Genomic DNA, 11,922 nt, shown 5'->3' on the forward strand with positions numbered 1-11,922 from the left:
TTTTGTCGGGTTATTTCCTTAGGGGGGGGGCGTGTCCCCCCCCGGCGGGGGGGGGCCCCGCCCACTTTCGGGGGGGGGGGGGGGGGGCCGCGGGGGGCCCCCCCCCCGCCCTCTCAGGACCTCTGGCGGACGTCTTCGGTGAGCGCGAAGGAGCGGACGTAGGACAGGGCCGCGTTCATGGCCGCGCGGAGCGGCCGCGCGTCGCGCATCGTCTGGTTCAGGAGCGTGCCGCCCTGCAGTGCGGTGAGCAGGGCGAAGGACAACTCGGTGAGGTCCGCGTCGGCTCGCAGCTCGCCTCGGTCCCGCATGGCGAGTAGACCGTCGTGGAGCAGTGCCTGCCAGCGGAGGAAGCCCCGGCAGAGATCCTCCCGCGACTCCTCGTCGGTCGCGCTGAGTTCCGCGGCCAGCGAGCCGAGGGTGCATTCGCCGCGGCCCTCGTTCTGTTCCTGGCGTTCGATCGCGGCGTCAGCCCAGGCGCGGAGGGCGTCGAAGCTGTCGAGCGGCCCCATCATCGGCTGGCCGGGGACCGGCGGCGCGTCGGCCTGACGGGTGATGACCGCTCGGATCAGTGCCTGCCTGCTGTCGAAGTAGTGGTAGAGCTGCGAGCCGCTCACCCCGGCCGCCTTGCGGACATCCTCGGTGCTCGTCCCGGCCACCCCGTGCGCGGCGATGAGGTCGGTGGCCGCCTGCAGGATGCGCTCGCGGGTCGCCTGCCCCTTGCGAGTCAGCCGAGGGGTCTTGTCAGTGCTCTCTGCCACGAGCACATCCTACCGGAATGGGTTGCGCAACCCAGAAACGACTGTTAGAAATTGGGTCAGCCAACCCAGAAAGAAGGTCTCATGTCACTCAGTGCTGATCTCGCAGGTCGTACCGCTCTCGTAACCGGCGCGACCGCCGGTATCGGTCGCGCAGTAGCCCTGAAACTGGCCGATCACGGCGCCGAGGTTGTCGTGCACGGCCGCGACCCCCGACGCGGGGCCGAGTTGGTCGCGGAGATCGGTCAGCGAGGCGGCCGAGCGCGCTTCGTCGGCGCCGACCTCACCGACGCCCAACAGGTCGTCCAACTGGCCGCCGACGCCGGTGAGGTGGACATCCTGGTGAACAACGCCGGCGTCTACGACTTCACCAGCACCCCGGACACGAGTGTGGAGAGCTTCGACCGGCACGTCGCGATCAACACCCGTGCGCCCTTCCTCCTGGTGGGCGCCCTGGCACCCGCCATGGCGAAGCGCGGCTCGGGTGTGATTGTCAACGTCACGTCGACCGCGGCCACCCTGGCTGCACCGATCGGCACGGCGTACGGCGCATCCAAGGCCGCGGTGGAACTGCTCACCCGCTCCTGGGCCACCGAGTTCGGCGCCAGCGGGGTCCGGGTCAACGGCGTCTCGCCCGGCCCGGTGCGCACCGCCGGCACCGAGCAGATGCTCGGCGACAACATCGAGGCGCTTGGCCAGGTCAACATCCGGGGTCGGGTGGGGGAGCCCGAGGAGATCGCCGACGTCGTGCTGTTCCTGATCGACGACCGCAGCAGTTACCTGAACGGATCGGTCGTGCTCGCCAACGGTGGCGAACGCAGCTCCCTGCCCGGCTGAGGCGCGGGTGTGTAGGTGCCGCGAAGGTGACCGACGGTGATCGCGCCTAGCCACACTCCGAACACGAGTGCCTACCGCACGATCAGCGCGTCCAGCCGACGAACCGCTCCCACAACTCGCCTGGTGCCGAGCCCGACAGTTCGGCGCTGGCCACCGGATACAAGGCGCCGCAGTACATGGCCAAACCGACCCGGTCCCGGCCGTACGCCTCGCCGAGACGAACCCGCGCTGGGTCGCACGGCCAAGCCTGCTCACAGCTGTCGCAGTCCCACCCAGGCCGGCGTGGCGTGTGCTGACCGCCGAGCCGACGGTCGAGGGCGGCGACCGCCTGCCGACCTCGGTCACGCTTGGCATCCAAGGCCGCTCGAACGGTGGTCGGGAGCGGAAGCATCATCGGTGGGCACCCCTCCGTCAGTGGCTTGGGGGCGCCCGGTCATGTCCGGCGCGGACGCCCCCCGCCCTTCGGCGAAACGGCGGTGGTGGTCGCACGCATCGCGCGGGTTCGAATGTTCACCACCGGCGTCCCGTGGGTCGGACGTTACGGGGAATCAGCTGTGGTCAAACGGGCGTAGGTGTCCGCCGACTGTCCGTGCCTGTCCGCGGACACCTGCCCGGCTAGCCTGTGCGGGTGAGCGACTACGTGCAGGTGTCAACAGCCACGCCGACCCGCGAGGCGGCGATGACGCTAGCCGGAGGGGCAACAGCGGCACGTTTGGCGGCAGGCGCGCAGGTGACCGGACCGGTGACGTCCGTGTTCTGGCACCTCGGCGAGCAGGGCACGAGCGAAGAGTGGCAGGTGCTGCTGTACACCACGGCGGACCGGTACCTACAGCTGGAGGCGCACCTGATTGACGCCCACCCGTGGGACAACCCTCAGGTCACCGCCGTGCCGATCGTCCACGGGTCGGCCGCCTACCTGGCGTGGGTCAGACGGACAGTCGAGGGCGAGTAGACATCTCGGCGGCCAAGGACCGAAGCTCAGCCACGCACTGCATCCCGGCGTGGGGCTCCAATCGGTTGAGCAACGAATTCAGGCGCTGCGCTGGTCGCACCGACCCAACCCCACCTGCGAGCCGGACTGCGGCAGCTGCGGTGGCGCACGAGTGCTCAACCTCGTTGGCGTCGAGGTAGGCGTCTGCCAGCCACGACAGGTAGAGGGCCTTGTCGCGGGAGTGGGTGTCGTCGAATCGGGCGAGGGCGCGTTCCAGCACGGGGATAGCACGCATCGGCCGGCGCAGGACCGTCCAACAGCGCCCGGTCATGATTTCGCCTTCCAGGTGGTCGACCCAGTAAACCCAGTCGGGTTCGGGCCGGTTGTCGTGCTCGGTGAGACACGTGGTGCCATGAGCAAGCTGCTGGTCTGCCGCAGCGGCGTTGCCCCTGACGGCGTACGCCCAGGCGGCCCTCAGGTGCAGCAACGCCCGAACAACTGGTGTAGCGGCTGCGGCGGCCTCGCATCCAGCTGTGGCGGTGTCGGAGGCGGGTTTGCCGAGGGTTAGCTGCTGGTAGGCGAGGAACGCGTACGCGTTGCCGGCGAGGGCGCACTCGTTGGCGTCGCGGGCGGCGGAGAGACTAGTCAGGTACAGCCGCTCCGCGTCGGCGTGCCGTCCGGCGTCGAATGCCGCCCATCCGGCGAGCTGGGTTTGCTCGGCGAGGACGGCCAAGAGTTGCCGGCCGACGGTTTCGCTGTAGGAACCGTCTTGGATGAGCCGGGCGGTGGCGTCGGCCTCGGCGGTGTAGAGGTGGTGGGTGTCGACACCGCCGAGGAAGTTGTCGAGGCGGCGAAGCCGGGCCGTGCGTTCGGCGAGCCGTCCGGCGGTGCCAGTTCCGACGTGCCGGCCGTGGCCGAGCAATGTGTGAGGTAGGGCGGCGGCGAGTCCTGCAGCGGCCACGAATTCGCGGCGGCGGATGGTGGGCTGGGAGGCGAGGGCGACGAGTTCACCGGCGGCGTCGAGCGCGTCGTCGATGCGCTGCGCGACTTGGGCGGTGGGCGTCTTCCTGCCGGTCTCCAACTCGTGCAGGTACGTCTTACCGTGATAAGTGATCTTGGCGAGGTTGCGCAGGGAGATGTGCTGCGCGTCGCGAAGCTGCCGCATCCGCTCGGCGAACGACGGGTCAGTCACGGCGTGCCTGCCTTCGGGGTAGAGGACCCGATTGGCGGCCCGCTGGCATCTAACCGGGCAGGCCGCCACCTGGCACGCTACTCCGGGCAGACATCACCGTCACGCTTTGCAAGGGCCCGGCTGGTCACCTGCCGCTGTCCGCCGGGTCGCTGCTGGCGGATGTCCGGCTGCATGCTGGGCAGCGGGGTGATTAGCTGCACGGATGATCGCTCCCATCTCCCTCGGTACGTGGCCGACTCCGCTGGAGGCCGCGCCCCGGCTCGCCGCCCAGCTGGGGCTGGCTGAGCTCTGGTTCAAGCGCGACGACCTCAGCGGCCTCGGGGGAGGTGGCAACAAGATCCGCAAGCTCCGGTACACCTGCGCCCAGGCGCTCGCCGAAGGCGCCACCACGGTCATCACGTCGGGGGCGCCGCAGAGCAACCACGCGCGGCTCACCGCGGCGGCTGCGGCGCGACTCGGTCTCGCCAGTGTGCTGGTGCTCGCCGGCTCACCGCCGCAGGGCCGACGGGGCAACCTGCTCCTCGACGGGCTCGCCGGCGCGGAGATCGTCTGGGCCGAGGATCGCCCGCTCGCCGAGGTGGTGGCGGTCGAGGCGGAGCGACGACCGGCGTACGTCATCCCGTTCGGTGGCACCTCACCCGCGTCCGTTCAGGGTTACGTGGATTGTGGCCGGGAGTTGCGGGCCCAGTTGCCCGACATCGACGGGGTCGAGGTCGTGGTGGCGCTCGGCTCCGGCGGGACGATGGCCGGTCTGGTGCGGGAGTTGGGCGCGGAGCGGGTGATTGGCGTGGATGTTGGTGCCGTGCCGGACCCCCGGGCGACCGTCGCCGGGCTGCTCGTCGGGGAGGTCGAGCCGGACGCGTTGCGGATCGACGGTTCTCAGGTGGGTGCCGGGTACCGCACGCTGACCGACGCCGCCCGGGTGGCGCTGGAGACGACCGCGCGGATGGAGGGGGTCTTCCTGGACCCGACGTACACCGGTCGGGCGATGGCGGCGTTGCTGACCGGCAGCTTCCCGCGCGGCGACCGGGTCGTCTTCCTGCACAGCGGCGGGCTGCCGGGCCTGTTCGGCCACCCCGAGCTGTAGGGGCGCCGGTCGGACACATGGCGGTGCCCTGCGCTGTGAGACGCGTTGCGTTGATGCCGGAGACGGTCACGCCGATGGCCGGAGCGCGAGGCCGTCTGCGTCCAGCGGCGCGTGGGGATGCCCGTACCGAGGTTCGGTACGGGCATCCCCACCCGGGGGTCGATCAGCTGCCGAAAATGCCGATGTAGAGGAGTCGGTTCGGTGAGCCACTGCCCGGGTTGATGACGACGTTCGGGGTGGCTGCGGCCACGATCGCGGAGTTCACCGTCGCGGGGCTGGCGGTCGGGTTGTTCCGGAGGTAGATGGCGGCGGCGCCGGCCACGTGCGGGGCGGAGAAGGAGGTGCCGCTTCCGGTGTGGGTGGCGGTGTTGCTGGTCCGCCAGGCCGCCGTGATCGCTACGCCGGGTGCGAAGAGATCCAGGGCCGAGCCGTAGTTGGACCAGCTCGGTCGGGTGTCGGTGCGGTCGGTGGCACCGACCGTCAAGGCCTCGGTGACGCGGGCCGGCGAGGTGCCGGAGGCCAGGGCACCGGAGTTGCCGGCAGCGATGGTGTACGTGATACCGGCGTTGATCGACCGGCGAACCGCGGCATCCAGGGTGCTGCTCGCACCCCCGCCGAGGCTCAGTTTGGCCACTGCGGGCCTGGTGCGTTCGCGGTCACCCAGTCGATGCCCGCGATCACACCCGCAGTGGTGCCGGACCCGCTGTTGTTCAGAACCCGGACGCCGACGATGTTGGCGTTCTTGGCCACGCCGTAGGCGTTGCCGGCGGCGACTGAGGCGACGAACGTGCCGTGTCCGTTGCCGTCGTCAGCGTTGTAGTCGTTGTCCACCGCGTCGTATCCGTGCGAGGCCCGACCGCCGAAGTCCTGATGGCTGACCCGCACCCCGGTGTCGATCACGTAGATCCGTACCCCATTGCTCGGTCCATAGGTACATGACTGGTTGAGTGGCAGGTTTCGCGGCCCTGGACGCGTTGACCCGGGAGCGATTGCAGGAGGATCTGCGCCGGGTCAGCGCCGGATCCGGCCGTACCTGTGTGTTCGTCACGCACAGCGTGGACGAGGCCGTGTTCCTCGGCAGCCGGGTGATCGTCCTGACCCGCCGGCCCGGCCGGGTGGCCCTGGACCTCGACGTCGACCTTCCTCGCACCGGCGTCGAACCGGACGAGCTGCGTGGCTCACCGGAGTACGCGGCCCTGCGCGCCACGATCGGTCACGCCGTACGTGCCGCCGCCGCTTGAACCGAAAGGACACCGTCATGACCGACACCCTCGTGAAACTGGCGCTGAAGCCACTCGGGCCGCACTTCGGCGCCGAGGTACGTGACCTCGACCTGGACCGCGCGACGGATGACGAACTCGCCGCGGTACGCGCCGCGTTGGTGGACCGTAAGGTGCTGTTCTTCGCCGACCAGCGCCTCGACGACGACGGCCAGGTACGCCTCGGTCGCCGGCTCGGCGAGCTGACCGCCTCGCATCCCGTGGTCGGTGGCGTCGACGAGAAGCACCCCGAGGTGTACGCACTGGACAGTGCGGACAACGGCTTCGCCGACGTGTGGCACACCGACGTGACCTTCGTGGCCCGCCCACCCCTGGGTTCGATCCTGCGCGCGGTGACCCTGCCGCCCACCGGAGGCGACACGAGTTGGGCGGACAGTCAACTCGCGTACGACTCGCTCGCCGAGCCGGTGCGGCGGTTGGTGGACCAGTTGGTGGCCGTGCACGACGGCAACCGGGAGTTCGGCTACTACCTCGCGCAGCGCCGGGGCGGTCGGGGCAACGTCTGGGAAGGTGAGGTGGTCACCCGACTGGACCCGGTGGAGCACCCCGTCGTGCGGGTACACCCGGAGACCGGTCGCCGGGGCATCTTCGTCAACCCCGGCTTCACCTCGCACATCGTCGGCGTGTCGGAGGCCGAGAGCCGGGCCATCCTGGACCTGCTCTACGCCCACCTCACCAAGCCGGAGCACCTGGTGCGACACCGGTGGCGCACCGGCGACGTGGTGATGTGGGACAACCGCAGCACCGCGCACTACGCCAACCGCGACTACGGCGGCGCGCGACGGGTCGTACACCGGATCACCCTGCGTGGCGACGGCCCGCAGGGGCCGGTGGATCCGTGGCGTGGCACGGTGGTCTGACCCGCTGGGCGGTCAGCGCAGCCCGCGGACGAGGTTGTCGACCAGGGTCCGGGCGAAGTCCTCGGTGAGCGGCAGGTCGCCGATGAGGAGCCGGTGATAGCAGGCGCCCCAGAGTTGGTCGACGACGGATTCGCTGTCGATGTCGGCGCGTAGCTGCCCACGGGCCATGGCCCTGGTGAGGGTTTCGACGGCGAGGGCCCGACGGGGGCCGGAGTAGCGCTCCCGGTAGGCGGCGGCCAGCTCCGGGTCGGTCTGCGCCTGCCCGATGAGTTGGCTGATGACCCGCCCGGCGGTGGTGTCCCGCACGAGGTGGACGAAGGCGACGAGCTGGTTGGTCAGGTCGGCCACGATGTCCCCGGTGTCGGCGAAGGCCAGGGTGGGCGCGACGACGGTGAAGTAGCCGTCCAGGGCGAGCGCCCCCTTGGAGGGCCACCACTTGTAGATGGTCATCCGGCTGGCACCGGCATGGGCCGCGACCTTCTCGATGGTGAAGCCGGCCATGCCCTCGGCCAGCAGGAGTTCACCAGCGGCCGTGAGAATCTCGGCCCGCACCTGGTCAGCGGGCCGGCGGCCGCGACCCCGGCGGGGTGACATGCCGGGGTTCGGGGTGAGCGGGGCCACTGGTCCTCCGAGTATATGGACAGCGTGTCTTCGTGTTGGTTATATGGACACAGCGTACACATAGTTCCAGGGACCGGAGGAGACGAGGGACATGACGGGTCTACAACGGCGACGGTTGGGCACCTCCGGGCCGGAGGTGTCGATCATCGGGCTCGGCGCGATGGGCATGTCCGACCTGTACGGGCCGGCCGACGAGGCGGAGAGCATCGCCACGCTGCACGCGGCCATCGACGCGGGGGTGAACCTGATCGACACCGGGGACTTCTACGGGTCGGGTCACAACGAGATGTTGATCGGCCGGGTGCTGCGGGAGCGTCGCCGCGATGAGGTGGTGCTCAGCGTGAAGTTCGGCGCGCGCCGGACCCCGGACGGCGGCTTCCAGGCGGCCCCGTACGACGTGTCGGCGGCGGCGGTGAAGGACCGGCTGGCGTACTCGCTGCGTCGGTTGGGCACCGACCACATCGACATCTACCGGCCGTCCCGGCTGAACCCGCAGGTGCCGATCGAGGAGACCGTGGGCGCGCTGATCGAGATGCAGCAGGCCGGCTACATCCGGCACATCGGGCTCTCCGAGATGGGCGCGGACACCATCCGCCGGGCCGCGGCGGTGGCGCCGATCAGTGACCTCCAGATCGAGTACTCGCTGCTGTCGCGCGGCCCGGAGGCCACCATCCTGCCGACGCTGCGTGAGCTGGGCATCGGGTTGACCGCCTACGGGGTGCTGTCCCGGGGTCTGCTCAGCGGCCACTGGTCGGCGGACCGTGAGCTGACCGGCACGGACTTCCGGGCGAACAGCCCACGGTTCCAGGGCGAGAACCTGACCGCCAACCTGCGCCTCGTGGACGCGCTCGGTCGGGTCGCGCAGCGTCTCGGGGCGACCACCAGCCAGGTGGCGATCGCCTGGGTGGCAGCGCAGGGCGAACAGATCGTGCCGCTGGTCGGGGCGCGGCGGCGGGATCGGCTGGCCGAGTCGCTTGCCGCTGTCGACCTGGTGCTCGACCAGGAGACGTTGGACGAGATCGAGCGGGCCGTGCCGGCCGGCGCCGCCTCCGGCCAGCGCTACGCGAGCCCGATGATGGGCCTGCTCGACAGCGAGAAGTGACCCCCGGCGAGCGGGGTCAGGTCGGCTGATTATCGTCGGGTCCGTTCCCAGGCCCGCACCAACTGCATCCGGTTGTGGATGCCCAGCTTGTGGTAGATGGATCGGAGTTGGGTGTCCACGGTGTGGAAGGAGACGAAGAGGCTCCTGGCCGCCTCCTTCTTCGTGGCGCCGGCGGCGAGCATCTCGGCCACCCGCTCCTCAGCGGGGGTGAGCGCGTCGATGCCCCCGCTCGGCAGCTCGTCGAGCGACGGCCGGTGGCGCGGGGTGGCGGCGAGGTCGGCGCAGCGCCGGTCGGCGATCGCCTGGTCGCCGGGGGCGCCGATCCGCGCGTAGAGGGCGGCCGCCTCGTACGCGGCATCGCGAGCCTCCCCGGATCGCGCCCGGCGATTGTTGGCGAGGTCGAGCAACGCGTCGGCCAGCGCCGGCCGGGCGGCGGTGGTGCGCAGCTGGTCGACCGCCGACCGGAGCGCGTCCGGGTCGCCGTCGCGCAACCCCGGCACTGGTCGGCCAGCGCGTGCCACAGCGGCACCGGTGTCCGGGTGGACACCAGCTCGACCAGTTCGGTGACCCGGCGGGCGGCCCGGGTGTCGCCAGCGGCCACCGCCGCGCGTACCAGTCGGGGGCCGAAGTGCGGCACCGGCAGGAGCGGCCGGACCGATCGGTGCAGGTCGGCGACGACAGTGGTGAGCAGGCCGGCCGGCGCGTTGAGGGCCGGGTCGCGAACCGCCACGCAGAGCGCGAGGCTCCACATCGTACGGTCCGGCCATCGTTCCTCGGCGACGCAGGTGCGCAGGATGGCGCGGGCGTCGTCGTGTTCGCCACGGCGGTAGCGGACCTCGCCGATCACCGCGACCAGGAGGGCGCGCACGCCGCAACTGATCTCCGCCGAGCCGGAGCTGAGCGTCGTGACGGCCAGCGCGGCGGCCTCGGGCAGCTCGCCCACTGCCACCATGCGCAGACAGTCCAGCGCGGTCAGCCCGGTGAACGAAACGCCGGTCCCGTCGGTCGCGGTCCGCGCGTCCTGATGCCGGCCCAGGCCGAGCTGCACGAGGATCCGTTCGGCCCGGATCGACGGGGCGTCCGCCCGTGCCGCCCAGGAGTCCGCATCCAGGGCCGCCAGCACGGCCTGCGCGCCCGGCAGATCGCCGTACCCGAGCGAGCGGGCGGCCCGGCCGAGGGCGAGGTGCCGAGCGGACGACTGGTCGCTCGACGCGGCGTGCGCGGTGCCCGCGTCGCGGAGCAGGGCATCGGTGTCCGGATGCCCGGTGCGGGCCGCGATCGTGGCGACCAGGGCGAGCAGGGTGCTGCGGCTACGGGCGTCCAGTCGGAGGTTCAGCGCCTCCCGCAGGCCGGCGAGAGCGATGGTCGGCTGCTCCAGCGTCGCCGAATGCGCCAGGTGACCGAGCACCTGGACGCGGTGCCGCTCGCCGCTGCGACTCGTCGCGATCTCCGCCGCCAGAACGTGCAGCGCCTCCATCCCGCGTCCGGCGAGCCGGAGCTGATCCGCGGTGGCGAACAGCCGGTGCCGTCGGTGCTCGGCGTCGGCGGCGATGTCGTCGGCCGGAAGCATTCCAGCGTCGAAGGGTGATTCGGACAAAGGCGTTCTCCCCGGTTGTTACCAGGCGCGTCGAAATGCCGTCCTGCGACCGAGCCTAGCCATGCCGGCAGGTACGGGCGACCAGATCGACGAACCGACGGGATTGCGCCCCATGGCCTACGGCGTCCGGGATCTGGCGCGCGGCAATGGCGCGATCACGTGATGCGGCGATCCGTCTTCGGCGCCGATCATCGAATCATGGCCCAGCTCACCGAACTGCCCGGTCTGCATCGGCTCCGGGTCGTACTGCTGATGTTCGTCCTCATCGCCGGCACCGGGGCGGGCGGTCACGCTCCGGCGTGGACCCGCCTGGTGCTGATGGCGACCGCGGCGGCGATCCCGGTCGCGATCGCGGTCCAGTACGGCTGGCCCGGAGTGCGTGCCCTGCTGGGGATCTCGTCCCGGCTACGGAGCGGATCCGTTCCCGCGCCGATTCAACCCGAGTGAGGAGACAGCGATCATGGCGAACAGCGATCCCCAGCCGCGGCGCGGCGACCAGGGCGCCGCGCCCTTCGCGGGCCGTAACGTGGAGCTTGAGCGGCAGAACCCGGACCTCCTGGTTCCGCCGACCACCGACAGCCGGTTGGTGCCCAACCTCAAGTTCTCCTTTTCCCAGGCGCACACCCGGGTGGAGAAGGGCGGCTGGACCAGGGAGGTCACCAGCCGCGACCTGCCGATCGCCAGTCAACTGGCCGGCGTGCAGTTCGGTCTCGAGCCGGGCGCGTACCGGGAGATCCACTGGCACCAGCAGTCCGAGTGGGCGTACATGCTCAGTGGCAGTTGCCGGATCGCCGCCGTCGACCACGAGGGACGCAATTTCATCGAGGACGTGAAGGCGGGCGATCTGTGGTTCTTTCCGCAGGGTGTGCCGCACAACATCCAGGCCCTTGAGGACGGCGCGCAGTTCCTGCTGGTCTTCGACGACGGCGCGTTCTCCGAGAACAACACGTTCCTGCTCAGCGACTTCTTCGCACACACCCCTCGGCACGTCCTGGCCAAGAACTTCGGCTGGACGCTGGAACAGATGGAGAACCTGCCCGAGCGGGAGAAGTACATCTTCCAGGGCGACGTCCCACCGCCCCTGCAGCAGGATCGGGTGGTCAGCCCGACCGGGGACATCCCACGCAGCTTCAAGCACCGGATGCTCGCGCAGACCCCGCAACGCTTTCGCGGCGGGACGGTCCGGATCACCGACTCGACAAACTTCGCCGCCTCCACCACCACCGCCGCGGCCCTGGTGGAGGTCGAGCCGGGCGGGATGCGCGAACTGCACTGGCATCCCACCACCGACGAGTGGCAGTACTACATCTCCGGCACCGGACGGATGGGCGTCTTCGCAGCGCAGGCCGCCGCTCGGACGTTCGACTTCCAGGCCGGCGACGTGGGTTACGTTCCCTTCGCGTACGGCCACTACATCGAGAACACCGGGGACGAACCGCTGGTGTTCCTGGAGATGTTCCGCCATCCCCGGTTCGAAGACATCTCGGTGATGCAGTGGATGGCCAACACGCCCCACGAGATCATCGCCGACACGATCAACGTGCAGAAGTCGATCGTCGACAGCCTGCCGAACACCAAGCAGGTGGTGATCTGAGCGAAGGCGTCGTCGTCCGGCCCTCCCGCGGGCCGGGGTCGGCCCGGGCGGTGGGTCAGCGCCCCC

General features: G+C 70.5%; 15 protein-coding genes. 9 read left to right on the plus strand and 6 right to left on the minus strand.

Annotated elements, in window-relative coordinates:
* Window positions 1-113: 113 nt before the first annotated feature.
* Window positions 114-758, minus strand: coding sequence for a TetR family transcriptional regulator (locus ABZU52_RS29610; RefSeq protein WP_354974243.1), 645 nt, complete (start codon window positions 756-758; stop codon window positions 114-116).
* An 81-nt stretch (window positions 759-839) separates the two neighbouring features.
* Here ABZU52_RS29610 and ABZU52_RS29615 point away from each other — a divergent pair, with 81 nt between their 5' ends.
* Both ABZU52_RS29615 and cutA read left to right on the plus strand, forming a co-directional pair.
* Window positions 840-1,592 (plus strand): SDR family oxidoreductase, encoded by a 753-nt coding sequence (locus ABZU52_RS29615; RefSeq protein ID WP_354974244.1) that lies wholly within the window; start codon window positions 840-842, stop codon window positions 1,590-1,592.
* Between the two features lie 679 nt (window positions 1,593-2,271).
* A complete protein-coding gene (gene cutA, locus ABZU52_RS29620; protein ID WP_354974256.1) occupies window positions 2,272-2,544 on the plus strand; it encodes a divalent cation tolerance protein CutA in 273 nt (90 codons plus the stop codon).
* Here cutA and ABZU52_RS29625 read toward each other — a convergent pair.
* Window positions 2,519-3,688 (minus strand): helix-turn-helix transcriptional regulator, encoded by a 1,170-nt coding sequence (locus tag ABZU52_RS29625; protein ID WP_354974257.1) that lies wholly within the window; start codon window positions 3,686-3,688, stop codon window positions 2,519-2,521. The two genes, cutA and ABZU52_RS29625, sit on opposite strands and share 26 nt — an antisense overlap.
* Before the next feature lie 229 nt (window positions 3,689-3,917).
* Between ABZU52_RS29625 and ABZU52_RS29630 the strand changes: the two genes are divergently transcribed.
* Complete coding sequence (locus tag ABZU52_RS29630) at window positions 3,918-4,802, plus strand: pyridoxal-phosphate dependent enzyme (RefSeq protein ID WP_354974245.1); 885 nt, start codon at window positions 3,918-3,920, stop codon at window positions 4,800-4,802.
* Between the two features lie 163 nt (window positions 4,803-4,965).
* On the opposite strand, the gene ABZU52_RS29635 is transcribed toward ABZU52_RS29630, so the two are convergent.
* Entirely contained in the window at window positions 4,966-5,436 is a 471-nt protein-coding gene (locus ABZU52_RS29635) for a S8 family serine peptidase (RefSeq protein WP_354974246.1), read from the minus strand.
* Entirely contained in the window at window positions 5,424-5,702 is a 279-nt protein-coding gene (locus ABZU52_RS29640) for a S8 family serine peptidase (RefSeq protein WP_354974247.1), read from the minus strand. The genes ABZU52_RS29635 and ABZU52_RS29640 overlap by 13 nt, the downstream gene beginning before the upstream one ends.
* A gap of 47 nt (window positions 5,703-5,749) precedes the next feature.
* Between ABZU52_RS29640 and ABZU52_RS29645 the strand changes: the two genes are divergently transcribed.
* Both ABZU52_RS29645 and ABZU52_RS29650 read left to right on the plus strand, forming a co-directional pair.
* Window positions 5,750-6,043 (plus strand): hypothetical protein, encoded by a 294-nt coding sequence (locus tag ABZU52_RS29645; protein ID WP_354974248.1) that lies wholly within the window; start codon window positions 5,750-5,752, stop codon window positions 6,041-6,043.
* 17 nt (window positions 6,044-6,060) lie between these two features.
* On the plus strand, window positions 6,061-6,942 hold the full coding sequence (locus ABZU52_RS29650; RefSeq protein ID WP_354974249.1) for a TauD/TfdA family dioxygenase: 882 nt from the start codon (window positions 6,061-6,063) through the stop codon (window positions 6,940-6,942).
* Between the two features lie 12 nt (window positions 6,943-6,954).
* Here the strand turns inward: ABZU52_RS29650 and ABZU52_RS29655 are convergent, their stop codons facing one another.
* On the minus strand, window positions 6,955-7,494 hold the full coding sequence (locus ABZU52_RS29655; RefSeq protein ID WP_354974250.1) for a TetR/AcrR family transcriptional regulator: 540 nt from the start codon (window positions 7,492-7,494) through the stop codon (window positions 6,955-6,957).
* 160 nt (window positions 7,495-7,654) lie between these two features.
* On the opposite strand from ABZU52_RS29655, the gene ABZU52_RS29660 reads away from it, so the two are divergent.
* Complete coding sequence (locus ABZU52_RS29660; RefSeq protein ID WP_354974251.1) at window positions 7,655-8,665, plus strand: aldo/keto reductase; 1,011 nt, start codon at window positions 7,655-7,657, stop codon at window positions 8,663-8,665.
* Between the two features lie 29 nt (window positions 8,666-8,694).
* On the opposite strand, the gene ABZU52_RS29665 is transcribed toward ABZU52_RS29660, so the two are convergent.
* Entirely contained in the window at window positions 8,695-9,186 is a 492-nt protein-coding gene (locus ABZU52_RS29665) for a helix-turn-helix transcriptional regulator (protein WP_354974252.1), read from the minus strand.
* Between the two features lie 503 nt (window positions 9,187-9,689).
* Between ABZU52_RS29665 and ABZU52_RS29670 the strand changes: the two genes are divergently transcribed.
* The 3 genes from ABZU52_RS29670 (at window position 9,690) to ABZU52_RS29680 (ending at window position 11,856) form a co-directional block, all read left to right on the plus strand.
* Window positions 9,690-10,253 (plus strand): hypothetical protein, encoded by a 564-nt coding sequence (locus ABZU52_RS29670; protein WP_354974253.1) that lies wholly within the window; start codon window positions 9,690-9,692, stop codon window positions 10,251-10,253.
* A gap of 207 nt (window positions 10,254-10,460) precedes the next feature.
* Window positions 10,461-10,709, plus strand: coding sequence for a hypothetical protein (locus tag ABZU52_RS29675; protein WP_354974254.1), 249 nt, complete (start codon window positions 10,461-10,463; stop codon window positions 10,707-10,709).
* A gap of 13 nt (window positions 10,710-10,722) precedes the next feature.
* Window positions 10,723-11,856, plus strand: a complete 1,134-nt coding sequence (locus tag ABZU52_RS29680) for a cupin domain-containing protein (protein WP_354974255.1) — start codon at window positions 10,723-10,725, stop codon at window positions 11,854-11,856.
* The last annotated feature ends 66 nt before the right edge of the window (window positions 11,857-11,922 follow it).

It is taken from the genome of Micromonospora sp. NPDC005220 (genome assembly GCF_040607895.1).
GTDB lineage: Bacteria > Actinomycetota > Actinomycetes > Mycobacteriales > Micromonosporaceae > Micromonospora.